Origin of the sequence: Marinobacter sp. (assembly GCF_048266785.1) — a bacterium.
Classification (GTDB): Bacteria; Pseudomonadota; Gammaproteobacteria; order Pseudomonadales; family Oleiphilaceae; genus Marinobacter.
The window spans coordinates 179,181-203,617 of sequence record NZ_JBLWYX010000005.1 but is presented as its reverse complement, the minus strand read 5'-3'; the positions used below and the strand labels follow the sequence as shown (position 1 = coordinate 203,617).

Sequence of the window (24,437 nt, the reverse complement as noted above, 5' to 3'; positions counted from 1 at the left end):
CGCTGTCAGGCCAGGGTTTCATGCCTTTGGGGAAGCATCAACGATAGCAGCGAAGCCATGGCCACAAGTCCCGCAGAAATCCACAAGCAGGCTTCCAGGCCGTAAACCTGATAGACCCAGCCGGACAAGATCGTCCCCAGTAACCGACCCGCAGCGTTGGACATGTAATAGAAGCCCACATCCAGCGACACACCATCGCCCCGGGCATAACTGACGATCAAGTAGCTGTGCAGAGAAGAGTTAATGGCAAACAAGACGCCAAACAGCAGCAGACCACCGATGACCACAACTTGCGGCGGCCAACCCGCCATCAGGCCAAGAGCAATGGCAGCGGGAATCAGTGCCAGAGCAGCGGCCCAGAACACCGCCGGCTGTTTGCTTTCCAGGTTGCCGGTAATCCGGGGCGCAAAGGTCTGGATAAAACCATAGCCAATAACCCAGGTGGCCATAAAGCCCCCGACTTTCCAGAAATCCCAGCCAAATACCGTGTGCAGATACACCGGCAGAGCCACCACAAACCAGACATCCCGGGCGCCGAACAGGAACATGCGGGCGGCGGACAGCACGTTGATGGCGCGGCTTTTTGACAGGATCTCGCGGAACTTCGGCTTGGCTTTGCTCTTGCCAAGCGCCTGCTTGAGCAGAAACAAACTGGCCAGCCACACCAACCCGAGAGCCGCCGCCATGATGAGCACCGCGCCGGTAAAACCGACCGACATCAGCAATACACCGCCAAGGAAAAAACCCACGCCTTTGAGGGTATTCTTCGACCCGGTCAGAATGGCCACCCACTGGTACAGAGTGCTCTGTTGCTCATCCGGCACCAGCAATTTGATGCCGCTCTTGGCGGACATCTTGTTCAGATCCTTGGCAATGCCGGACAAAGCCTGAGCCGCCATCACCCAGGGTACAGTCAGCATGGCTGCCGGCACTGCCAGCATGGCCAGCGCCGCAATCTGCAGGAACAGCCCTATATTCATGGTGCGATTCAGGCCCATGCGGGCACCCAGGTAGCCGCCCAGCAGGTTGGTCACCACCCCGAAAAACTCGTAAAAGATGAACAACAGGGCGATTTCCAGGGGCGAATAACCCAACTGGTGGAAATGCAGCACCACCAGCATGCGCAGGGCGCCGTCCGTCAGGGTGAATGCCCAGTAATTGCCGGTGATCACCAGATACTGACGGATGGCAGCTGTCATATCAGGCAGAACCTACCTTGCGCACCAGTTCTGCAGTCCGGTTGGCGTAACCCCATTCGTTGTCATACCAGGCGTAGATCTTTACCTGTGTGCCGTTGACCACCAGCGTGGACAGGGCATCGATGATGGAGGAGCGCGGGTCGGTCTTGTAGTCGATGGACACCAGCGGGCGTTCTTCATAGCCCAGAATATCCTTCAGTTCGCCCTCGGCGGCTTCTTTCAAAAGCCGGTTCACGGTGTCGCGATCTGTTGGCGCTTCCACTTCAAACACACAGTCGGTCAGCGAGGCGTTGGTGAGCGGTATCCGCACTGCATGGCCATCCAGTCGCCCTTTCAACTCCGGGAAAATCTCGATAATCGCCGTGGCAGAACCGGTGCTGGTGGGAATCAGCGAGCTGCCGCAGGCACGCGCCCGGCGCAAGTCCTTGTGGGGTGCGTCGAGAATGGTCTGGGTATTGGTCAGGCTGTGAATAGTGGTGATAGAGCCATGTTTGATACCGAGCTTCTCGTGAATGACCTTGACCACGGGCGCCAGACAGTTGGTTGTGCACGAAGCTGCGGTAAGGATGCGGTCATTGGCCGGATCGAAAATATGCTCATTGACACCCAATACGATGTTCTTGGCCCCAATTTCCTTCACCGGCGCGGTAGCCACGACGCGTTTCACGCCCTGATCCAGATATGCCTGCAGCACCGCCACCTTCTTGTTGACCCCACTGGCTTCAATCACCACGTCGCAGCCGGACCAGTCGGTGTCACCAATCGCCTTGTTGTGGGTAACCGTGATGCGCTTGCCTTCGATCACCATCTCACCACCACTGGCCAAAGCTTCATGGCTCCAGGGACCGTGAACACTGTCGAAGTTCAGCAGGTGTGCCAGGGTATGGGTGTCTGCCCCGGGATCATTGATGGCCACAAATTCCAGTTCCGGCCAGCCCCAGGAAGCCCTCAGTGCCAGGCGGCCAATGCGGCCAAATCCGTTAATGCCTACTTTGATCTTGTTCATGGCGGTCTCCTTGCGAGATTGGCACTCCGTGTGTCCGATTAATGATCAGGGGCACTGTTCGCCCGGGCGCTCAGCCATGGCCTGCAGCTGTGCCAGGGGCGTTTCGATCAATGCCCCATTGTTCTGAGCGGTTTCCTCCAGAACCCGAGACACCCAGGCCGGGAGCCGGGGGTTAAGATAATAATAGACCCACTGGCCACGACGTTCCGTTTCCACCAGCCCCAAATCCCGCAGAATGGCCAGGTGACGGCTGACTTTAGGCTGGGACACCTCAAAGGCCTCGGTCAGTTCGCACACACACAGTTTGTTCTGATCCCGGATCAACAAAAGTGCCGCCAGCCGCAACTCATCACTCAGGGCCTTGAAAATAGTCACCGGATCGTAGTCTGCCGGTTTCAGGCCGGCTTCTTTTTGCTGCAGAACGCTTCTTTTCATAGAGTCTTCCGCTATTCACACTGCCGTATATTCGATTTGCCATATATGCATTTTTAGCGATAATAGGCATGGAACGTTACAAAGTAAAGACACCAGGATAACGCAATCCTGTTACCGACCTGGCTGTCGTACTCAATGCAGACATCAAGAAGCTTTGGGGTAAGCAATGACCAGCAATACAGAAACCGCCAGAACTGAAGGCACCAGCGGCGGCATGGATCTGTTCGGGAGATACCTGTCGGTCTGGGTGGCCTTGGCTATTGTCGCCGGCGTGGCCCTGGGCCAGCTTGCGCCGGTGGTGCCAGAGACACTGTCCCGCTTCGAATACGCCCAGGTGTCTATCCCTATCGCCATCCTGATCTGGGCAATGATTTTCCCGATGATGGCGCAGATTGATTTCAGCGCCATCGTGAACGTGAGAAAAGAGCCGAAAGGTCTGGCCATTACCACCGTCGTGAACTGGCTGATCAAGCCGTTCACCATGTTCGCCATCGCCTGGTTCTTCCTGATGGTGGTGTTTGAACCGTTTATTGCACCGCAATTGGCCAGTGAATACCTGGCTGGCGCTATTCTTCTGGGCGCTGCGCCCTGCACAGCCATGGTGTTTGTGTGGAGTTACCTGACCAAAGGTGATGCTGCCTATACCCTGGTGCAAGTGTCGCTGAACGACATCATCATGCTGTTTGCTTTCGCACCCATCGTGGTTTTCCTGCTCGGCATCTCCGACATCCAGGTGCCCTGGGATACCGTGCTCTTGTCCGTGGTTCTGTACATCGTGATACCGCTCACTGCCGGCTACCTGACCCGCCGAACCCTGATTGCCCGCAACGGGGAACGCTGGTACGACGACGTATTTATGACGCGCCTTGGCCCGGTAACGCCAGCGGCACTGATTATTACCTTGGTGCTGCTGTTTGCCTTCCAGGGTGAGGTGATCCTGAACAACCCACTACACATTGTGCTGATTGCCGTGCCGCTGATCATCCAGACCTTCCTGATCTTCTTTCTGGCCTACGGCTGGGCCCGGCTATGGAAAGTGCGCCACTGCATTGCGGCACCCGGTGCCATGATCGGCGCCAGCAACTTCTTTGAGCTGGCCGTGGCTGCGGCTATTGCACTGTTTGGCCTGCAATCCGGTGCTGCCCTGGCAACTGTGGTGGGCGTACTGGTGGAAGTGCCGCTGATGCTGGTGCTGGTGCGCATTGCCAACAACACCCGGGACAAATTCCCGGCATAACCCACTGCTCTCCGGCGCGCGCTTTTTTGGCGGGCCGGAGAACTGTTAAGCCAACGACCATCCTGCTAATATCCCGCCCATCTTTTCATCGCCTTGAACCGTGAACTTCTGACCCGAACGGAACCCAAAGAATGGATTTTTACCAAGCTCTTTTCCTTGGTCTCCTCCAGGGACTGACCGAATTCCTGCCCATCTCCAGCTCTGCCCACCTGATCCTGACCCCTGCGTTTTTCGGCTGGGCCGATCAGGGCGTAGGCTTTGATCTATCGGTTCACATTGGCACTCTGCTGGCGGTGGTGCTCTACTTCCGGCGCGACGTATTCGGTATCGCCAGAGACGGGCTGATCTCCGTCGCCCAGCGCAAAATAACCGGCCAGGGCGCACTGGCCTGGTATCTGGTGATCGGCACCATCCCGGCCGGCCTGGCCGGTCTGGCCTTGCTGGACATGATCGACAATGAACTGCGGGCGGTGGAAGTCATTTTCTTCACCACCCTGATTTTTGGCCTGCTGCTGGGGCTTGCCGACTGGCTGCCCAAACGTCAGCGCACCCTGGATTCCCTGAACTGGAAAGATGCCCTGCTGGTGGGGATAGCACAGGCATTGGCCTTGGTGCCCGGCACCTCCCGGTCCGGTGTCACCATTACTGCTGGCCTGTTCCTGGGTATGAGCCGTGAAACCGCTTCCCGGTTTTCGTTTCTGCTGGCCATTCCCATCATTGTGCTGGCCGCGGCCGTGAAGTTGCTGGAAGTAGCGACCTCGGATGTCATTGTGGACTGGAGTGGTTTTCTGATTGGCGGGGTAACGTCGTTCCTGATGGCTATTACTGCGATCCACTTCTTCCTGAAGTGGTTGAACACGGTTGGCATGTGGCCTTATGTTATCTATCGGATAGTCTTAGCTGGGGTTATTTACGCAGTGCTGATGTAGGAAAGGACTGGCACAGCGCCGGAAGCGGAGGCTGGGTAAGACTTTTCAAAACTGTACGGAGCCATGGATGGCGGAGCCCAAGCGTCACATGGATGTGCCGCAAGGAGCGTGTTTTGAAAAGTCTTACCCAGCCTCTGCCCCTCCGAAACCCTAGCAGGCCTCCAGAGGCGCATAGGCCAGCACTAACCACTTGGCACCTTCATCAAAGTTTACCTGCACTCGGGTGTGGTGCCCGCTGCCTTCGGCATTCAGAACAACACCTTCCCCAAACTTCGGGTGCCGAACTCTTTGCCCCAGGCTGAAGCCGGACTGCTTTGCAGAGTCCTGACTGAACAAACCTTCGTTTGGCCGCTGGGCCATCGCCGGGCGGGTTACCGTATTGCGTAAGCGCACTTCTTGCAGGCAGTCGCTGGGGATCTCCCGCACAAACCGTGAGAGCGCGTGGAACTTCTCCTGTCCATACAGTCGGCGGGACTCGGCGTAAGTAATCACCAGCTTTTTCATGGCCCGAGTGATGCCCACATAGGCCAGCCGCCGTTCTTCCTCCATGCGCCCTGGCTCTTCCAGAGACATGCTGTGGGGGAATAGCCCCTCTTCCACGCCGGCCAGAAACACCAGCGGGAACTCCAGGCCTTTGGCGGAGTGCAAGGTCATCAGCTGTACGCTGTCTTCGTGATCTCCGGCCTGGGATTCGCCGGCATCCAATGCTGCCTGGGCAATAAATTCCGAGAGCGGATCAACGCCTTCTTCCACTTGAAAGTCTGCAAGAGCGTTAACCAGCTCCTCCAGGTTCTCAACTTTGGCCTGTGCTTTTTCGCCCTTTTCGCTGGCGTGGTAGTCCTTCAGGCCGCTGGCTTCGATCGTTTCCTTCATAAGGCCGTGGAGCGACGCGTCCTCTGCTATGGCGGACAATTCTTCAATGATATCAATAAATTTTTGCAGCCCGGTTTTCGCCCGGCCTTTCACCTGCCCGGCCTCCAGCAAACGCTCAGCTGACTCCCACAGGGACACGTTCTGGTTGCTTGCGTATTCACGCAGCTCCGCCAGGCTTTTGGCCCCGATACCCCGGGTCGGCACGTTCACCACCCGTTCGAAAGCGGCATCATCCCGGCGATAATGCACCAGCCGCAGATAAGCCAACGCATTGCGGATTTCCTGGCGATCATAAAAGCGCAGGCCGCCATAGACCCGATAAGGAATACCCTGGCGCATTAGCGACTCTTCCAGCACCCGGGACTGGGCGTTGGAGCGGTACAGGATGGCGGACTCGCTGCGCAGATTGCCCTCATCAACCCAGCTGGAGATGCTGTCAGCGATGTAGTTGGCTTCATCCTGCTCGTTGAATGCGGCATACAGGCTGATGGGCTCGCCTTCCACGCCATCCGTCCAGAGTTCCTTGCCGAGCCGGCCCTGGTTGTTGGCAATTACGGAGTTGGCGGCTTTCAGAATCAGCTGTGTGGAACGGTAGTTCTGCTCCAGTCGCACCAGCCGGGCGTTGGGAAAGTCACGCTGGTACTGCTGGATGTTCTCGATTTTTGCGCCACGCCAGCCGTAGATGGACTGATCGTCATCGCCCACCACCGTCAGCGGAACACGGTTACTGGCCAACACCTGCAGCCAGGCGTACTGGATGGTGTTGGTATCCTGAAACTCGTCCACCAGAATATGCTGAAACCGCTGTTGGTAATGGGCCAGCAGCTCCGGCCGATGTAGCCACAATTCGTGGGAGCGCAGCAGCAACTCGCCAAAATCCACCAATCCGCTCTGTTGGCAAAGCTGCTCGTAGCGGCGGTACACCTTCAGCATGGTGGAAGTGAAGTGATCCCCCAGGTTTTCCTGAATATGGTCGGCCCGCAAGCCTTCGTCTTTCTGGCTGCTGATAAACCACTGGGCTTGCCTGGGCGGGAATTGGCTCTCATCAATCTGCGCCTCCCGCATCACCCGCTTCACCATGCGGAGCTGATCATCGCTGTCCAGCACCTGAAAGTTCTCCGGTAGCCCGGCATCCTTCCAGTGCGCCCTAAGCAGCCGGTGGGCAATGCCGTGGAATGTGCCAAACCAAAGGCCGCGCGAGGGAATGCTCATCATCTCTTCGATGCGGTAGCGCATCTCTTTAGCGGCCTTGTTGGTAAAGGTGACCGCCAGAATCCCTGTAGGCGGAACCCGATCCACCTGCATCAGCCAGGCAATCCGGTGGACCAGCACCCGGGTTTTACCACTGCCGGCACCGGCCAGCACCAGCAGATGGTCGTTCTGTGCCGTAACCGCCTCACGCTGGGCATCATTCAGGGAATCAATAATGTGGGAGACATCCATAGGGAACACTTTCGCTACTGGTTAAATGAACAGGTCGGAAGTATATCAGCTGTGATGGGCGCCTGCTTTCCTGCCCTGAAAACAAAGAAGGCGAGCCGTGGCTCGCCTTCTTTTCCAGCACAGCGAAGAGATCAGAACCCGCGGGGCACCGTCTGGGCCTCAACAAACTCGAACAATCCCTCATGCCCGCCCTCGCGACCTGTGCCGGAAGCTTTCATACCGCCAAACGGCGCTTCAGGCGTAGGCCCTGTGCCCGTATTCCAGCCTACATGGCCAAACCTGAGGCCGGCAGCAACCCGCTGGGCGCGCTCTGCATCCGCGGTGAACACGTAGGAGGCCAGACCAAATTCGGTATCGTTGCCGGCGTCGATCACTTCGTCTTCCGTTTGAAAGCTTGCCATCGGAACCAGCGGCCCGAAGGTTTCTTCCCGATAGCAGCACATATCCCTCGTTACGCCGGAGACAACCGTCGGCGGGAAGAACAGATGACCGTCGCCCAGATCACCAGGCTGCTTACCGGCAATCAACGATGCGCCTTTGTTAAGAGCATCCTCCAGGTGGCACCTTACCTTGTCGAAACCCGCTTTGTTGATCAGTGGCCCAATGTCGACATCGCCTGCAATACCATCACCCACGGTCATTTTATTCACGCGCTCTGCGAGCTTTTTGCCAAAGGCATCCATCACCTTTTCGTGAACAAAGACCCGGTTTGCACAGACACAGGTCTGCCCGCCACCACGAAACTTGTTGGCTATCAGGTTATCGGCGGCAGCGTCCAGGTCGGCGTCGTCAAACACAATAAACGGCGCATTACCGCCCAGTTCCAGGGCCAGTTTCTTGATCTGATCTGCAGTATCCACAACCAACTTTCGGCCCACTTCAGTGGAGCCGGTAAAGCTCAGCATGGGCACATCCGGACTTTCACACAACACCTTGCCGATCACGCTGGCTTTGCCCATGACCAGGTTCACCATGCCATCTGGCAGATCCACGTGCTTATCCATGAGCGTGAACAACGCAATCATGGTCAACGGCGTTTCGCTGGCCGGTTTGATCACAGAAGGGCAGCCCGCTGCCAGGGCGGCAGAGAGCTTTTTGGCGATCATGCCAATGGGGAAGTTCCAGGGCGTGATCAGAGCAGTAACACCGACTGGCCGATAGTGCACCGTCCAGTTGCAATCCTTGGGGGTTTCCGGCAGCGTGTGAGCATCCAGCGCCTGGATATGTTTGGAGCAGTAATCAAAAAAGCCGGCAGCGTAATCTACCTCGCCCTGAGCTTCATTCAGCGGCTTGCCATGTTCCAGGCAAAGAATCCGACCGACTTCTTCCTTGTTTTCCCTGAGCGCATCGCGGATATCTTCCAGCCATTTTCTGCGGGTTTCGATGGAGTAGGGGTTTGTCAGGCGAAGCGCAGACTTACCCGCCTCGACCGCCGCTTTCACTTCGCCTTCAGGCATGGAGGCAACCTGTGCAATCACCTCACCCGTTGCCGGGTTGTAAACATCAAAGGTGTTGCCCTGTTCGTTGTCAGTCCAGCGACCGCCGATGTAGCCAGTCAGCTTTTCCAGCAGTGGTGACTCGATCATTTCGGCTCCTGTTATGTCAGTAATTGCACCTGTGACGGTGCACGGTTGCGTCGTTTGAATCTGTCTTCCATAGTGGATGCTGAATCTCTACCTGTAAAGTCGATAGCCCGACTTTTGATCATCCTCTGTCTGTGCCTATACTCCCAGTGCCTATGCTCAAAGACAGCGCCTATATCAATAGAACCGGAAATCCAGGAGTTCGGATAATGAAAGCATATTTCCATCCCGCGCAAGATAAGCACTCGCCCCGAACCTATTTCACCAGGGGCCAGATGCGTCAGCCCCAGGAGGTACCAGATCGCACCAATGAGATGCTGGAAGGCCTGAAAGAAATGGGCATACCGGTGCTGCAGCCTTCCGATCATGGTGCGGGCCCGATTTCCAAGGTGCACGACCTGGGATATCTGCGCTTTCTCGAATCGGCCCACCGCCGCTGGATGAAAATGGACGACTGGGGAGAGGAAGTGATTTCCAATATTTTTGTCCGTTCCCCGAATCACCTGACAGGCATTCTTGCAGAAGCGGCCCGATACCAGGCCGACGGCAGTTGTCCCATTGGTGAGCACACATGGAACGCGGCTTATTGGTCGGCCCAGACCGCGCTCGGTGCGGCGGATGCAGTGATGGCAGGCGATCGCACAGCCTACGCTGTCTGCCGGCCACCGGGGCACCATGCACGTAAGGATGCCGCCGGTGGTTTCTGCTATCTCAACAATGCTGCCATTGCAGCGGAGCATATGAAATCCCGGTTCCCCCGGCTGGTCATTCTTGACACCGACATGCATCACGGCCAGGGCATTCAGGAAATTTTCTACGATCGCAGTGATGTGCTCTACATATCCATTCACGGCGACCCGACCAACTTCTATCCCGTGGTTACCGGCTTCGAAAATGAACGCGGCGAAGGCGAGGGTTACGGCTACAACATCAACATGCCAATGCCGCACGGTTCATCTGAAAGTGATTTTTTCGAGAAGTTGGACGAGGCCATGGCGGCCATCCGGTTGTTTCAACCAGATGCACTGATTCTGACTCTGGGCTTTGATATCTATAAAGACGATCCCCAGGCCAAAGTATCGGTAAGTTCGGAAGGATTTTGCCGGCTCAGCACCCACATGCGCCAGCTTGGTTTGCCGACGCTGGTCGTTCAGGAGGGCGGCTACGATCTGGACACCCTGAGTGAGAACGTTCAGCAGTTCTTTAAAGGGCTGGCCGGCTGAGGCATCAAAGGGCGGGCGCGTAAACCCTTATGTTTTCGTGCCCTTCAGCCTTCAGGTGGACGGCATGCATGCGGCTCATGGTGCCGCGATCACAATACAGCAGATACCGGCGATTGGACGGAAGCTCTCCGATGTGGCGATTCAATTCGTAGAACGGAATCTTCAGAATCTCGTTACCGGTTAGCTGCAGAGGAGATTGCTCGCCTTCCGCCGGATGGCGCACGTCGATGATAATATCGCTGACGGCGGGCGTTTTTACCAGATCGACCTCTTCGGGCGTCGTAATGGTGTTCAGCAGCTCGCTGACCGGGGTATCTTCACGGGCCTCAATGGCGCGAGCAAGAATCAGGGGATCCATTGCCGCCTCATCGGCCTCCACCCGGCTCAGTTGAGCTCGAGTGGACGGTTTTTGGGATATCACACCACAATACTCTGGCATATTTCGGGCATAAGGCTCTGTGCCGATGTCGCGGGCAATGCCAATAATGGTTTCCTTGTCCATGGCAATCAGGGGTCGCAGAACCACCTCATCGCTGGCCCTATCCACCACATTCAGGTTGGTCAGGGTCTGGCTCGACACCTGGCCCGCAGCATCTCCGGTTACCAGAGCAACCGCGTTGTTGTTACGGGCAATCTCACTGGCCGCCTTCAGCATCTGCCGCTTGAGCACCACACCCCAGTGCCGGTGACCGACCGATCCCATGATTTCTTCTACCACACCGTCAAAGGGTACCGAGATAAACTTGGCGCTGTGAGAGGCACCGTAGCGCTCCCACAGATAGTGAACCACCTGACGCACACCCACCTCGTGCGCCACGCCACCCAGGTTGAAAAACACGAAGTGACTGCGCAGGCCCCGGCGCAACATCAGGTAAGCTGCTACCGACGAATCATACCCGCCGGACATCAGCGACATTACGTTCTCGACACTGCCCAGCGGATAGCCGCCCAGACCTCGATGTCTGCGCCGGGCAATGTGGAACTGATCACCCCGCACCTCAATACGCACCTCCACCTCAGGCGACCTCAAATCAACACGGGCATCGGAAGCAGCCTGCATCAGCGCGCTTCCTGTCAGACGCTCAAGATCAATGGAGCGAAAATCGTGTTCACCATGGCGCCTGACCCGAACGGCAAAGCTTTTCCTGTCGAGGCGGTCGGCAAAGGCTGCAACCGTTTTCTGAACAGTGTCATCAAGGCTGACAAACGGAAACGCCGCAATCTCCTGAATAGTAGAAATACCGGAAATGCGCAAAAGCGCCTCCACTACCGGACCTGCCAAGCCCCTGCCGTCGGGCACCTCAACGTCCACTCTGTCCCAACTGCCCTCCACAACAATATCGTGATCCAGCCGCGCCAGAAGTTTACGAATATTCTGGCGCAGATGACGCATCTGTCGACGACGAACAGGCTTGCTCTTGATGGCAACTTCGGGGGCGGGACGAATAAGCAGTTTCATAAATCGGCATTTGGTCGGATGGTGTATGATTTGAAAGATGTTTAGTGTAGCGCTTTGGCGCTATGCCTCAAAATCGGGTATTACCGCAACACTCAGGAGTTTCTCTCTTCATGACCGAACCCACCATCAATGCTCTTGTCTCACCTGAGGGCAGCCTGGAAATACTATCCAATCACGAAGTTAACCTGCTCAAAGACAGAAGCGAAGGCGGTTTGTACCGACTGTTCCGGCAATGCGCTCTGGCCGTTCTGAATACCGGTGTCGTAACCGATGACTGCCAGGACCTGATGGAAGCCCATGCGGATTTCGATATACGCCTGATACCACAACCCAGAGGCCTGAAGCTGGACCTGATCAATGCGCCAGCGCACGCGTTTGTGGATGACGAGATGCTGCGCGCTATTCGTGAGCATCTGTTCTCGGTGCTGCGGGATATTGTTTATACCCACTCCACGCCGCAATTTGCCCGGATTCTGAAAAGTAATGCGCCGGATGACCTTACCAACATGGTGTTTCACATTCTGCGTAATGCCCGGGTGTTGCAGCCCGGTCGCCAGCCTGACCTGATTGTGTGCTGGGGCGGGCATTCCATCAGTCATGAGGAATACCAGTACAGCAAGGAAGTTGGCCACCAGCTTGGCCTGCGGGAATTGAGCATTTGCACGGGTTGCGGGCCGGGCGCCATGAAGGGCCCGATGAAAGGCGCTACTATTGCCCACGCCAAGCAGCGGATTAAAAATGGCCGCTACATCGGCATCACCGAACCGGGCATCATCGGCGCTGAAGCACCCAACCCCATCGTGAACGAACTGGTCATCATGCCGGATATCGAAAAGCGCCTGGAAGCCTTTGTACGATGCGGTCATGGCGTAGTCGTGTTCCCTGGCGGCGTAGGCACTGCAGAGGAAATCCTCTACCTGCTCGGCATACTTCTGCACCCCGATAACGCCGACATGCCCTTCCCGGTGGTTTTCACCGGCAGGCCGGAAAACGCCGAATATTTCGAGATGATCGACAGGTTCATCCGTAACGCCTTGGGAGACGAAGCCGCCAACAAATACGAAATCATCATTGATGATCCCGTGCGGGTGGCGCAGACCATGAAAAAGGGTATGAAGGAGGTCGAGACCTTCCGTCGTGCCATGCAGGACGCCTATTACTTCAACTGGGTGTTGAAGATCGACCCGGTGTTCCAGTTGCCGTTCGAGCCTGACCACGAGAACATGCTTGCTCTGGCATTACATCGTGATCAACCGGCGCACCTGATTGCCGCTAATCTGAGGAAGGCGTTCAGCGGCATTGTGGCCGGAAACGTAAAGGAAGGGGGTATCCGGAAAGTGCAGGAGAAAGGGCCTTTTGAGATCGCAGGAGATCCGACCCTGATCAAGCCTCTCGAGGCCATGCTGGAGCAGTTTGTCGCCCAGAACCGAATGAAGCTACCTGGCACCTCAGCTTATCGCCCGAGCTACCATATCAGCAGCACAGCAGCCTGAGCTGCTGTGCTTGCACGTAGCGCTTACTTGCCGCCAGCTGGCAAGCTTGCAAAGTAGGCTGCCAGATTGGCGATATCCTCATCGCTCAGCGCGGCTGCCTGGCCCTGCATGATGGCCGCCTGGCCGCCGCTGCGCTGCTTGTTTTTGTATGCCTTCAGGGAAGACACCAGGTACTGCTCGTGCTGGCCTGCCAGATTCGGGTACATCGGGATCTGGGCAATACCGTTCTGGCCATGGCAAGCTGCACAAACGGCTGCTTTCGCCTTGCCGGCTGCCGCATCGCCCGCAGCCGAGGATACTGCCGGAACTGCGGCACTCAGTGCAAAAAGTCCTGCAACAGCATAGTGTTTAAATTTCATTATGATTAACCTCTCATCATTGTTTCAAGTTTTCAAACCGGCGTTCAAAACCGGACAGTAACTGGCAGAAACTTATATCACAGCCATGCCACAGAGCAAATGCCATAGATCAATGCACCTGATTCGACGTTCGTCCTCTTCAACTCTCGACCCGTTAAGAAGATAGTACGAACGAAATTTCGTATCAAAGATTATATTAACGCCCGGAGACACCATTAATGTCTGTAGAGGTTCAGGAACTCCCCTGTCGCGAAGGCCATATCGGCTTATTGACTCTGAATTCCCCCGCGACACTGAATGCACTCTCCGAGAGGATGATTATCACGATCAGGGACAGCCTCGAACGCTGGGCTGCCGATGATCGCATCTGTGTTGTGATCCTCCGGGGAGCCGGAGAAAAGGGCTTTTGCGCGGGCGGCGACATCCGGGACCTGTACATGGCCTTGACCAGCCCCGAAAAGAACCCGGAGAACCCCGAAGAAGCATTCAGTGTTTTCAGCCATGAGTACGAACTGGACTACACCCTGCACCGGTTTCCCAAACCGGTTGTGGGTATCGGCCACGGTATTATCATGGGCGGCGGCCTGGGGCTGTTTTCCGCCTGCCGCTTCCGGCTACTCACGCCAGACGCCACTCTGGCCATGCCAGAGATCGCCATTGGCCTGTTTCCGGACGTTGGCTCAAGCTGGTTTCTGAACCGCCTGCCTGGGCGCCTGGGGTTATTTATGGGCCTGACCGGTGCACGCCTGAACACGACCGACGCGCTGCGCGTGGGTCTGGCGGATATGGCGCTGCCAACCAGTGATCACCAAGGTCTTTTGTCACGGCTGCAGGAAGAGCGTTGGAGTGGGCAAAGAGCATCCGACGACAGCCGCCTGTTCCGCTTGCTGAATCAGCTTGAGTCTCAGGATTATCGCGCATTGCCCGCCAGCCATCTGGAGGTGCACGAACGGGATATTTCAAGGCTGTGCGCGGGCACCAGCTTGCCCGAGATCGTCGATCAGCTACTGACGGCTCGTGTGGACAGCGAGTGGTGGAACACCTGCATGAAAACGCTAAAAGGGGGCTGCCCGGTATCGGCATGGCTGATCTGGCATCAGCTCAAGAAGGCCCAGCAAATGTCATTGAAAGATGTGTTCCGGATGGAACTGGCTATGGTCTGGGAATGCGCCCGCAGACCCGATCTGACCGAGGGTATCCGGGCCCGGCTGATTGATCGCGACCAGAACCCGAAGTGGTCTTTCGCCCGCCTCGAGGAGGTACCGGAAGCGATTATTGAGGCCCACTTCCTGCCCGTGTGGAACGATCAAACAGACCCCATGCAGTTGGAATAACAAAGAGCAGACAACCTTTCTAAAGTTCAGCCCCGGCCTGTACCAGCAACATCTCCAGATCCCGATGATTGTTGGCACGGGCGACATCCGGTGCAGTTGCACCATCGTCAGAGCGGAAACCTGCACCCGCAGCGTTCACTCTGGCGCCCGCTGATCCAGGTTGGCCGGGAGCTCTGTGGAAGCCGGTTCCCTTGGCCATAACGAACAGTCTCTGTCAGGCAAGTGGAGTCTATTCTGAGCCGATGGCCGTCACAATTAAATCGAGCGGGTCACATCTCCGGCCCGTTTTGCAGAAGATCCAGGACCACACCGCGCAAACGGTCCTCACCATCACGCTGGCCAACGCACAACCCCTCCCTTTGCAGCTCGGGCCAACTCCAGCCCTGCAACACAGCACGACACCAGACTACCGCCTCTCCGTGCTCGCGAAGCCAGCTCATAACGCCGGGCACCTGGCTCAGATCCCGCAGTACCGGCAGCATCAGCCGGAAACCCCGGTGGCCGCCACCAAAGTTCTGCAGATCCCGGATATCCGCTGCATCTGGCGGGGCCCCTGATGACAGATCCGACGTCATATCCATTAACAGTTCGGGCTCCAGAGCTCTCCAGTTCAGTGGCACAAGAGCCAGCCAATGCCTCGCCAGCCGTGCCTGTACCTGCAAAACCAGAGACTCCCCTCCTGCACTGTGGGCAAGAACCATCTGTACCGGATACTCCCCGCTGGTGGCTTCCTGCTGCAGCCCGATACGCACAAACCCCAGCCTGCAAGATGCCCAAAAAGCGTAAAGATCAGAACTGCCGCCAAAACTGGTACCCGTAAAGTCCAGCCCCTCCTGTTCCCCAAAGGCAGCCGCAGCAGCAACCAGGCTGCGACCAATGCCTGAGCGTCTGGCGCGCGCTGTAATCGCAATCCGGATAATCCTCAAACCGCGCTGACTGGCGGCTTCCGGAAAACCGCTGTGGTTGGCAAGAGACTGGGGCAAAAGATGACCACGAACCCGGCGCTTGCCACTGGCCACCTGTTCTGCCAACTCACTGCTTAATCCGCCCTCCACGGCGCCCCAAAGGAGCCCAACGGTTTCGCCGTTTATGCGTGCGCGCCAGCTTTTCGCTGAAGGATCGTCCATCCATTGACGAAGGTCGGCCGGTGTTGTCCGATAATGCGCGTTTACCAACAGGCCAAATGCATCAGCAAGTTCCGCCTCCGAAGCCTGGGCAGGCCGCCAGGGTTCGATCACGACTTCGGACGCCGCGGTTTTCGGCAACTCAACCGGGGCATGATCGGCACCCAGCAGAAACAGATCCGATATCAAAGGTTCCAGTGGATCTCCTTCGGTCCAGCGCACCGGTTGCGAAAGCGTTTGTGCCTGCCACTGCGGCGTTGCCTGGTCGAGAATCTGGCGGAAGCGAATGGCAAACCCACGCCCGGCACCTTCATAACCATGCACCGTTGATACAAAAGTCACCCGTGGCCAGCCCAGAAGAACACGTTTCAGCAGGGAGACCGGAATAGCCGCCGCTTCGTCCACCAGGACCACCTCAGCCTCCGGTTTTTCCCGCAGCAGATCCCGGACCGGTAAAAAACGCAGTAGCGCACCAGAGGCTGTTTCTATCCGGTCGTCACCCGTTTCCAGCACCTCGTCACCAAGGCTTTCCAGAGCATGCGTGAACAAGGCGCTTACATTTTCTCTTGAGGGCGCAGTTACCAGAATCTGCCTGCGGCCCTGTTGCAGCAATCGGGCGGCAGCCATGCCCAGCGCAGCAGACTTACCCCGCCCCCGATCCGCCGTCACCACTAACGGCCGGCGACGATGCCCCAGTCCGAACGCCACAAGTTTACGAATCAAATTCTGCTGATCGGGCGTTGTGGCGACCCTGAACTCAGTGGTTGGCGAAGGTAATTCCGGAAGGGTCAGTGCCTCTGGCGAGCCAGGACGCACCCGGATTACCGAAGAATCTGCTACCAGAATACCCGCCATGCGTTCAGCGAAAGGATGAGCCTGACCATGATCCAGACCGGCTCTTGCGTAATCCGGATCAGCAAAATGCCCCCACTCCTCCAGTGAAGGCATCAGCCAGAACAACAACCCACCCGCTTTCAGCGTGCCCGAAAGCGCCGCAAAAGCATCCGGCGGATTACCCCTCCAGCCATCCCATACAATCAGCGGTGTTTCACGACCCAGCCACTGCCGAGCCTTCGCCGGTTCAATGTTGATGAGGCGAGTGTCCGGAGCCTCACCAGCCTCTCCAACCCAGAGCCCACCTTCCAACGCGATAGCTGGAAGAAGCCCTTGCAGCCACTGCATAGAGAGATCACGTGCGCCTTCCAGCAACACCAATCGCCGTTCTCCGACAGCCGCAAGGCCAGATTGCAGTGAGCGCCAGGCACCGACATCCGGCGCCTGCGTTACTGTTCCAGAACTCATTAACTAAGATCTACACCGTGGGCTTTCAGATTTTCAAGGGCACAATGCTCCAGCGCCGCCTGATGCGTGGCACGCAGCCGCACTCTGGGCGCGCTGCCCGCTTCAAAAGCTTCATGCCAACGAGCAGCACACAGGCACCAGTTGTCTCCGGCTTTCAAGCCCGGGAATCCGAAAGCCGGCACGGGCGTGCTCAAATCATTACCGCGGGCTTTGGAAAACTCCAAAAACTCGTCGGTCATCACCACGCATACGGTATGCGACCCATGATCATCCGGCCCCGTATTGCAGCAGCCATCGCGATAGAACCCGGTTTCGGGATCCGTGCCGCAAGTTTCCAGCTTTTCACCTAGCACATTAATAGACTTTTCAGTTTGCATATTTGTCTCCTACAACTGTCGAGGCAAGGAGCAGAGCAGGGGCCTATCCAAAATCGTGCGGAGCCATGGATGGCGGAGCCGAGCGTACACGGACGTATTCACAGCGTATTTTGGATAGGCCCCTGCTCTGCGCCCTCCCCTCAACCAGAACGATGGGTTGATCAGGTGAACCCGGCAGATTGACCGCAATTATGCGGTACAGGTACCCGCGCTACCAGTTGGCCAGTACAATAGCATCTATGCCAACCCATACCCCCGAATCCCCCGCCCTGGATCTGCCTGATTTTCTCACCGACGAGCAGCGGGCGATTATTACCGCTGGCTACGAGCACTCGGTGATCACCGCTGTAGCGGGCAGCGGCAAAACCTCCACGCTGGCATGGCGCATTCGCTACCTGCTGCAACAGGGCCATGACCCGAGCCGCATGCTGGTGCTTATGTTCAACCGCAGTGCCCGGGTTGATTTTGAACGCAAGCTGCAACAGATTTGTCACCAGAGCGGGCTGGCGCTGCCAGAGATACGCACCTATCACGCCATGGGGTTGCGACTGTATAAACGATTTGTGCGGGAAGGCTACCTGCCGGGGTTCTCCGAAAAAATCCTGACCGAGCAGGAAATCAGTTTTCAGGCCTGGCTGTTAACGCGGCGGCTGGCGCCGGAAGATCTGGCTGATGAGATCCGGCGCAACAAGAAAGATTTTGTAGAGACAGCAACCGGGTTTATCGATCTGGTGAAAACCACCCTGTCACCGGCCGAGATTGTATTCGAAGAACTGGGCTACTCGGATAAACACCGCTACCTGATTGACCTGTTTCACAGTTTTGAGCAGTGGCGCAAAGGGCAAAGCCGCATCAGTTTCGCGGACATGCTGTACGAGCCGGTAATGGCGATACATCAGAACCCTCCGCTGCAGCGCCTGGTGAGCAACAAAATGGATCTGATTCTGGTGGATGAGTACCAGGACACCAACGAGATTCAGCATCTTCTGCTGCGCTATGTTGCTGGCGACCGGGCACGGGTAACGGTGGTGGGGGATCCGGATCAGACCATTTATGAATTCCGGGGCGCGAAACCGGAGTTTATTCTCAAACGCTTCAGCGACGAGTTTGAAAGCCCTCTGGAACAGACGCTGAGCTACACCTTCCGCTATGGCCACCGCGTGGCTCTGCTGGCCAACCACCTGATCTGCCACAATACCGGGCGCAAGGATGTTCTGTGCCACTCTCACCCTTCCACCCCGGCCACGGAAATTACCCTGCACCGGGCTGAGAACGACGCCGATGCCACACTGCACATTCTCGAACAGGAAACGGAAGGCTCTCTTCAGGAAACGCTGGCGGATACGGCGATCCTGTTCCGGGTCTGGAGCCAGAGCGTGCCCATTGAGCTCAAGTTGCTGGCACGGCAGATCCCCTATCGCATTGACGCCGGCAAAGGCGCCTTGTTCAGTCGTGAAGTGCAGGCCATTACTGCTCTGTTGAAAGTTGTTTCCGGAACGCTGGAAAAACTGCCCGAGGAAGACCGGCTGGATCTGGCACGACAGCTTTTACGCTTCCCTCATGTGGGTCTCAAAGAGGCGGAACTGGAGCAGTTGGCGAGATTTCTTGCAGGGTTTGCCAGTGGCTGGCATGAGCGTCTGTTGGCACTGGATTTCGGGGCACTGGCGCCCATGGCAGCGCGCAAGTTGCGCAAGCTGGGTGAGGTTCTGGAACAATTGCGCGGCTATTCGGGCTCCGTTGCCGGGCTGATCACAGTCTATGCGGAGCACACAGATCTCTATGAAGGGGTGCGCAGCCTGGCGCTGACCCATGACAGTGCAGAAGAACGCATTGATACCATTCACGGGTTCCGAGGGTACCTGAAAGGTCTGGACGTTGGTGCCAAAGACGCCCTTGCCCACCTCAAAGCACTGCGGCAGCAGGCCAGCGATAAACAGGCGAGCGGGGGTGTTCTACTCTCCACCATTCATCGCACAAAGGGGCTGGAGTGGCCAAGAGTGATCATCCCGGGGCTACAGGAAAAATATCTGCCCCACAGCCCGAAGCCCCAGGACGATGCCCGGGCGTCTCTGGAAAGCGAACGCCGGCTGTTGTATGTCGCCATGACTCGCACCCGGAAAACGCTGCACCTGATCACCCGGCCAGTGAGCAGGCAGCCCCATCTGGATGGCGATCAGGGTCCCAGTCGGTTTGTGGAAGAATTCTGTTTTGAGCTGGCCAATGAGTTCGGGCGCTGGCTGGACAAACGGACACCGGCTACCCACCATTCACTGAAGCTGGAAGTACCAATAACGCCGGTGAGCTCGCGGTACGCTGCGCGGGAAGGCATCACCCTGGAAGGCGACATTCAGGCAAGTGATAGCAGCACTGCGCTTTTGTGGCACCAGCCGCGTCTCAATCACGCCATTTTCGGAACCGGGACAGTGGTCGCAGAAGACGAAAGTTCATTCGAGGTGCACTTTGGCAGCGGCGAAAAACTCAATTTCAGCAAAAAAAGCGCGCACCTTTATTTCAGCGCTCCGCGCCAATAAGGCGTAGATGCAGGTGGCAAATGCTTCAGCAACGGGTACGTCTCCTAATGTAACATTTATTATCAATTCTTTGTTTTTTGTAATCCTTTAGCTTAAATTGCACGTAAGTGTCTTTCTAATCACTTAATAGATAAATCACTCAGCAATTTTACAACGATAATCGAACAGGAGGTTCTGCATGAACATCATGCGTCCGATCGCGATGGCCGCCATCGCCAGTACTTTTGCGGCCCCAGCCCTGGCTGAACGCAAGGAAACGGTTTATATCAACCCTTTCGCCGCTTTTCAGCTTTTTGACGACGACCGTGACCTGAGTGAAACGGGCACGTTTGGCGTGGGCCTGGAATATCGGTTCAAGCCGAACTGGGCGATTGAAGCAATGTACTCCCGGGCTGATGCAGACCGCAAGTACGTCTCCGGATCATCAGATTTTGAAGAAATCCGCGTAGACGGCACCTATTACTTCGCCTCTCAGGATGAAGCCTGGAACCCGTACGTTTCTCTGGGTGCCGGCCATGCTGACTTTGGCGTAAACGATTCCAGCGGTGTTCGTACCCTCGGTACCAACCACGACGAAACGCGCGTTAACGTAGGTACCGGTGTACGCTACAACGTAAGCGATGCAATCTCCTTACGTGGTGACCTGCGCGAATTCCACGGCATCGACGAAAGCACCTTTGATACTCAGGTTTCTCTGGGAATCAGCTTTGCATTCAACCGCACGGTTGGAAGTGCAGCACCCATGGCTCCGGCAGATACCGACAATGACGGTGTACCCGATTCCCGTGATCAGTGCCCGGGCACTCCCGCTGGCGCATCGGTGGACAGCACTGGCTGTGAGCCGGATGCAGATGGCGATGGCGTAGCCGATGTACGTGATGCATGCCCAGACACCCCGCGCGGCGCAAAAGTTAACAGCCGTGGCTGCGAACTCGACAGCGACAATGACGGCGTCGTCAACAGCCAGGATCTTTGCCCGAACACCGCCGCCGGCGCGGAAGTGGATGAAACCGGTTGCGAAGGTATTACTGAGACCATCGAGACCTTCACTGTCGAGGTTCAGTTCCCGACGAACAGCTCGGTGATCGACCATGCCTTCGATGATGAAATCCGTCGTGTTGCAGATGCGCTTAAGGACAATCCTGGCACCGTTGTGGAAATTGCCGGCCACGCCGACAACACAGGTAAGGCCAGCTATAATCAGCGCCTGTCACAGCGTCGCGCCGAAGCTGTAGCAGCTCGCTTGACTGGCCCGCTGGGTGTAGACCCTGCAAAAGTGAGCGCCAAAGGCTATGGTGAATCAGAGCCAGTTGCCTCCAACGACACTGCCGCAGGTCGTGCCGAGAACCGTCGGGTTGAAGCCCGTATTCAGGTTCTTCGTTAATACAGCCTGAACGAAGACAGAAGTAAGTGAAGTCAGGAAAGGCGCCCGAGGGCGCCTTTCTTTTTGGTAGTTTCCGCGGGCGTAAAGAGTGGGGAGCAGTCCATGCTGAGGTTATTGATAAGCCTGGCGTTTCTACTCGCGTTCACAGCCTCCGTGCAGGCTCAGGTGTTCCGCTGTATTGATGCAGAGAACAACACGGTTTTCTCCGATTCACCCTGTGGCGAAGATGCCGAGGCCATTCAGCTCAGGGATAATTACATCGGAGGCCGTTTCAATCAGAATCTGCCAGCCCCGAAAGCGGCTGAACCAGAGCCACAGGACAAGGCTAAAAACACCTCTGACAACGAGTCCAAAGCGGGAACCTGTCACTTTATCAACTCAACGGATCTGCGCCGATACCTGATTCGGGAACAGGTTGTAGAGGGCATGACTCGGGAACATGTGCGTCGTGCCTTCGGCAACCCACCGGAAACTTACGGCGGCCCCCAGGAAGTCTGGATTTATCAGACCCGATATTACGGCGCACTTTACGAACTGACCTACGTTTACTTCAATCACGGCTGTGTCGAGCGCGTGGAGTACCGCAAACCCTGACCGCATCCAGCAACAGATTCCTGGGTGTCACTGACCGGGCGCAAAAATGGCCAAGCCGCACTCTGTATCCCTGCTCTTCAAGAAAAACGGCGTAGTCCAGAGCCATCCACAGCTCTAACGGCCGGCGAAACACATGCCGGAGGAGCTCATAGCGACGAACTTCAGCATGGCGCTGCATGCCGTGGGCAAGCCAGTAATCAAAATCGGTGTTTTCAGGCAAACGAAGCTGCTTTTTGTCGGCTGCCCAATTACAGAAGGCGGAGAACCCCGTTTGAATCAGCCGTGGAGAACACGAAGGCAGGCGCAGGTAATGGTCGTCACCCCGAACGACGCGCTGCAGGCCATCAAAGCCCAGGCGCCACTGACTTAACGTTTGCATTTGCTCTCTGACCCCAGCCGGCGCCGTTACGGTTTCCCGCACCGCGAGACGTAAATCATTGCTGTGTAGTTTCAATCTGTTGTCGTAAGCCGCTGCACGCTCGGAGAGCGCCTTATAGATGCCATCCTTGGTCTCGTGATAAGTCTTATGATAACAGCAGGGAGAAATACTCAGTCGCGGCAATGCAGCTGCAGCTCCGCGCCTGAGCAACTGCCGGTGAAGATCACCACAGGCATGCAGGGCTATGCCATGAGTGTCGTCTGGTATGGACAGACTCCCCGCCATCACATCCTGGCAGTGGATCTGAACGGAGTCTCCAAAGTGCGCCGCGAGCCGGTTGCCGCTGATCACCAGCTCCGGGTTCCATTCATAGCCTTCAACGCGCTTCTGGCTCTGGGCAGCAAGGGTTCGCGACAAATGCCCTTTGCCGCTACACCAATCCAGAGTGGGGTGCTGCAGCGGTTCAAGCGCTGCAGCAAAGGCACCCGCCTGCTCCCGCTTACGCCCGGGCATGTCTGGTGCGCGGACTTCCGGAAGCGTCGCTGCCATGACATCCGCCAGCCCGGGTGACAACTCAGGCAGACCAACCAATCGGTCATACAGGGCCAATTCCGGAAGGTATCGGGCCGCATGCTTTGCCAGCACGCCCGGCGCATCGGCCAGCTCATCACACTCTGCATCGGTGAGTTCTATCACCAGTCGCGCCAGCCCTGGACAGGTTCGAACCCACGCTGGCCGTGGTTCTGTAAACGGTGCGGGCTGCCAGATGGGCTGATGTTGCAGCAACCAGTCATTGAGCGTTTGCCAGCGCGAGTAAAAAGATTCGGCTGGCTGGCGAGCACTCACTCCTGATAGCGCCCCGGGCGGAAGGCATCCAGGCAAACCGCAGGTTCTTCACCGTCAATTACCTGCGCGATCACATCCGCACTGCCCGCTGAGAAGGTCCAGCCGAAGGTACCATGACCAGTATTGAGATAAAGATTGTTACGCGGCCCGCGCCCGATGATGGCAGGGCCATCCGGCGTCATGGGGCGAAAGCCGGTCCAGGTTTCCGCGGCACTCAGGTCTGCACAACCCGGGTAGCGGGATTCAACGGATTTCCGGATGGTGGCAATACGCGCTTCGGGAATATCACGGTTGAAATCGGCCAGTTCGACAAAACCGGTGGAGCGCAAACGATCCCCCAGGCGCGTCGACACAACTTTGTAATTGTCGTCGTGGATCGTGGAAACCGGCGCCTTTTCCGGGTTTTTCAGTGGCACAGTAATGCTGTATCCCTTGACCGGGTATATTGGCAGTTTAAGGCCCAGAGGTCGAACCAGCTCCGGAGACCAGCAACCGGCGCTGATCACAAAGGCGTCAGCAGCAAAGGTTTCCTGCTGGCCGTTTTCGTTGCGCAGTATCACCGATTCGACAGTCTGGCTGTTGGCCTTCAGCCGCTCAACCTGAACGCCGTAACGGAACTGAACGCCTTTGTCTTCGCAAGCCTTGGCAAGCTCCCGGGAAAACAGGTGGCAGTCGCCGGTGCCATCGGTGTCGTAACTCAAGGCGCCACACAACGGGCCGTTGCGGGCCATGCCTGGCTCTGCCTCGTATACCTGTTCAGGAGTCAGCAGCCTGGAGGCGATGCCCATTTCGTTCAATAGCCGCTGCGTGCCCCGGTATACTTCCAGCTCGTCAGGCGTGCTGGCAAGTTGCAACAAGCCGCGGTGGCCGCCATCAAACGCAAGACTCAATTCCTCTTCCAGTTTCAGAAAGCGCTCACGGCTATGAATGCCGAGGCGAAGCATGGCGCGCTTGTTAAAGCCGAACAGGCCAGGCGACCAGGCATAGCGCAGCGTCGAAAACATGAACTGCACGGCATCCAGCGAAGGCGGCATACGCAGTTTCAGGGGGCCATCCTGTTTGAACAGCCAAGGCAGTGCCTTGAACACCATGCTCGGGTCTGCCCAAGGGTAAACCACTCCGTATGAACGCTGAGCAGCGTTGCCCTTGCTGGTCTCATTGCCGGCTATGCTGTGACGTTCAAGCACCGTCACCTGGTGACCACGACGGCTCAATTCAAAGGCTGTGGTTACACCCACAACGCCACCACCAATAACGACAACGTGCATCTACACCTCCATCCCGAATTAAACGTGAGCCGCGACATTCATCAAGGAAACCCCTTACT

At 57.0% G+C, this 24,437-nt stretch carries 20 protein-coding genes; 8 read left to right on the top strand and 12 right to left on the bottom strand.

Features of this window, described 5'->3' with window-relative positions; all coding sequences use genetic code 11:
* Positions 1-5: 5 nt before the first annotated feature.
* From arsJ to ACN0V1_RS10010, 3 genes are read right to left on the bottom strand one after another with little or no spacing between them, the layout of a single operon-like run.
* Entirely contained in the window at positions 6-1,199 is a 1,194-nt protein-coding gene (gene arsJ / locus ACN0V1_RS10020; protein ID WP_417544856.1) for an organoarsenical effux MFS transporter ArsJ, read from the bottom strand.
* 1 nt (position 1,200) lies between these two features.
* On the bottom strand, positions 1,201-2,205 hold the full coding sequence (locus tag ACN0V1_RS10015) for an ArsJ-associated glyceraldehyde-3-phosphate dehydrogenase (RefSeq protein ID WP_417544855.1): 1,005 nt from the start codon (positions 2,203-2,205) through the stop codon (positions 1,201-1,203).
* 45 nt (positions 2,206-2,250) lie between these two features.
* The gene (locus ACN0V1_RS10010; RefSeq protein WP_417544854.1) at positions 2,251-2,640 is read right to left on the bottom strand and encodes a metalloregulator ArsR/SmtB family transcription factor; all 390 of its coding nucleotides are present in this window, start codon (positions 2,638-2,640) and stop codon (positions 2,251-2,253) included.
* A gap of 166 nt (positions 2,641-2,806) precedes the next feature.
* Between ACN0V1_RS10010 and arsB the strand changes: the two genes are divergently transcribed.
* Complete coding sequence (gene arsB, locus ACN0V1_RS10005; protein ID WP_417544853.1) at positions 2,807-3,877, top strand: ACR3 family arsenite efflux transporter; 1,071 nt, start codon at positions 2,807-2,809, stop codon at positions 3,875-3,877.
* 131 nt (positions 3,878-4,008) lie between these two features.
* Complete coding sequence (locus ACN0V1_RS10000; protein WP_417544852.1) at positions 4,009-4,806, top strand: undecaprenyl-diphosphate phosphatase; 798 nt, start codon at positions 4,009-4,011, stop codon at positions 4,804-4,806.
* Positions 4,807-4,956: 150 nt separating this feature from the next.
* Here the strand turns inward: ACN0V1_RS10000 and uvrD are convergent, their stop codons facing one another.
* Positions 4,957-7,122: a DNA helicase II gene (gene uvrD / locus ACN0V1_RS09995; RefSeq protein ID WP_417544851.1), complete on the bottom strand. Its 2,166-nt coding sequence runs from the start codon at positions 7,120-7,122 to the stop codon at positions 4,957-4,959.
* A 131-nt stretch (positions 7,123-7,253) separates the two neighbouring features.
* Positions 7,254-8,708: an NAD-dependent succinate-semialdehyde dehydrogenase gene (locus ACN0V1_RS09990; protein WP_417544850.1), complete on the bottom strand. Its 1,455-nt coding sequence runs from the start codon at positions 8,706-8,708 to the stop codon at positions 7,254-7,256.
* A 206-nt stretch (positions 8,709-8,914) separates the two neighbouring features.
* Here ACN0V1_RS09990 and ACN0V1_RS09985 point away from each other — a divergent pair, with 206 nt between their 5' ends.
* Positions 8,915-9,928 carry a histone deacetylase family protein gene (locus tag ACN0V1_RS09985; protein ID WP_417544849.1) on the top strand — a complete coding sequence of 338 codons (1,014 nt, stop codon included), beginning with the start codon at positions 8,915-8,917 and terminating at the stop codon, positions 9,926-9,928.
* Between the two features lie 4 nt (positions 9,929-9,932).
* Here the strand turns inward: ACN0V1_RS09985 and thiI are convergent, their stop codons facing one another.
* Positions 9,933-11,387 carry a tRNA uracil 4-sulfurtransferase ThiI gene (gene thiI, locus ACN0V1_RS09980; RefSeq protein WP_417544848.1) on the bottom strand — a complete coding sequence of 485 codons (1,455 nt, stop codon included), beginning with the start codon at positions 11,385-11,387 and terminating at the stop codon, positions 9,933-9,935.
* Positions 11,388-11,497: 110 nt separating this feature from the next.
* Here thiI and ppnN point away from each other — a divergent pair, with 110 nt between their 5' ends.
* Entirely contained in the window at positions 11,498-12,880 is a 1,383-nt protein-coding gene (gene ppnN / locus ACN0V1_RS09975) for a nucleotide 5'-monophosphate nucleosidase PpnN (protein WP_417544847.1), read from the top strand.
* 23 nt (positions 12,881-12,903) lie between these two features.
* Here the strand turns inward: ppnN and ACN0V1_RS09970 are convergent, their stop codons facing one another.
* A complete protein-coding gene (locus ACN0V1_RS09970; RefSeq protein WP_417544846.1) occupies positions 12,904-13,239 on the bottom strand; it encodes a c-type cytochrome in 336 nt (111 codons plus the stop codon).
* Positions 13,240-13,457: 218 nt separating this feature from the next.
* Between ACN0V1_RS09970 and ACN0V1_RS09965 the strand changes: the two genes are divergently transcribed.
* Positions 13,458-14,573, top strand: a complete 1,116-nt coding sequence (locus ACN0V1_RS09965) for an enoyl-CoA hydratase/isomerase family protein (RefSeq protein WP_417544845.1) — start codon at positions 13,458-13,460, stop codon at positions 14,571-14,573.
* A 19-nt stretch (positions 14,574-14,592) separates the two neighbouring features.
* Here ACN0V1_RS09965 and ACN0V1_RS09960 read toward each other — a convergent pair whose 3' ends face one another.
* The 3 genes from ACN0V1_RS09960 to ACN0V1_RS09950 form a co-directional block, all read right to left on the bottom strand.
* Entirely contained in the window at positions 14,593-14,772 is a 180-nt protein-coding gene (locus ACN0V1_RS09960; protein WP_417544844.1) for a hypothetical protein, read from the bottom strand.
* A gap of 70 nt (positions 14,773-14,842) precedes the next feature.
* A complete protein-coding gene (locus ACN0V1_RS09955) occupies positions 14,843-16,999 on the bottom strand; it encodes a tRNA(Met) cytidine acetyltransferase TmcA (RefSeq protein ID WP_417544843.1) in 2,157 nt (718 codons plus the stop codon).
* A complete protein-coding gene (locus ACN0V1_RS09950) occupies positions 16,999-17,376 on the bottom strand; it encodes a DUF2237 family protein (RefSeq protein WP_291944910.1) in 378 nt (125 codons plus the stop codon). The genes ACN0V1_RS09955 and ACN0V1_RS09950 overlap by 1 nt, the downstream gene beginning before the upstream one ends.
* A 191-nt stretch (positions 17,377-17,567) precedes the next feature.
* On the opposite strand from ACN0V1_RS09950, the gene ACN0V1_RS09945 reads away from it, so the two are divergent.
* The 3 genes from ACN0V1_RS09945 (at position 17,568) to ACN0V1_RS09935 (ending at position 21,885) form a co-directional block, all read left to right on the top strand.
* Positions 17,568-19,907: an ATP-dependent helicase gene (locus tag ACN0V1_RS09945; RefSeq protein WP_417544842.1), complete on the top strand. Its 2,340-nt coding sequence runs from the start codon at positions 17,568-17,570 to the stop codon at positions 19,905-19,907.
* Positions 19,908-20,085: 178 nt separating this feature from the next.
* Positions 20,086-21,291 carry an OmpA family protein gene (locus ACN0V1_RS09940; RefSeq protein ID WP_417544841.1) on the top strand — a complete coding sequence of 402 codons (1,206 nt, stop codon included), beginning with the start codon at positions 20,086-20,088 and terminating at the stop codon, positions 21,289-21,291.
* A 102-nt stretch (positions 21,292-21,393) separates the two neighbouring features.
* Positions 21,394-21,885, top strand: a complete 492-nt coding sequence (locus ACN0V1_RS09935) for a DUF4124 domain-containing protein (protein WP_417544840.1) — start codon at positions 21,394-21,396, stop codon at positions 21,883-21,885.
* Here the strand turns inward: ACN0V1_RS09935 and ACN0V1_RS09930 are convergent.
* Positions 21,842-23,110: a methyltransferase gene (locus ACN0V1_RS09930; protein ID WP_417544839.1), complete on the bottom strand. Its 1,269-nt coding sequence runs from the start codon at positions 23,108-23,110 to the stop codon at positions 21,842-21,844. The two genes, ACN0V1_RS09935 and ACN0V1_RS09930, sit on opposite strands and share 44 nt — an antisense overlap.
* On the bottom strand, positions 23,107-24,378 hold the full coding sequence (locus tag ACN0V1_RS09925) for a D-amino acid dehydrogenase (RefSeq protein ID WP_417544838.1): 1,272 nt from the start codon (positions 24,376-24,378) through the stop codon (positions 23,107-23,109). The genes ACN0V1_RS09930 and ACN0V1_RS09925 overlap by 4 nt, the downstream gene beginning before the upstream one ends.
* Positions 24,379-24,437: the final 59 nt, after the last annotated feature.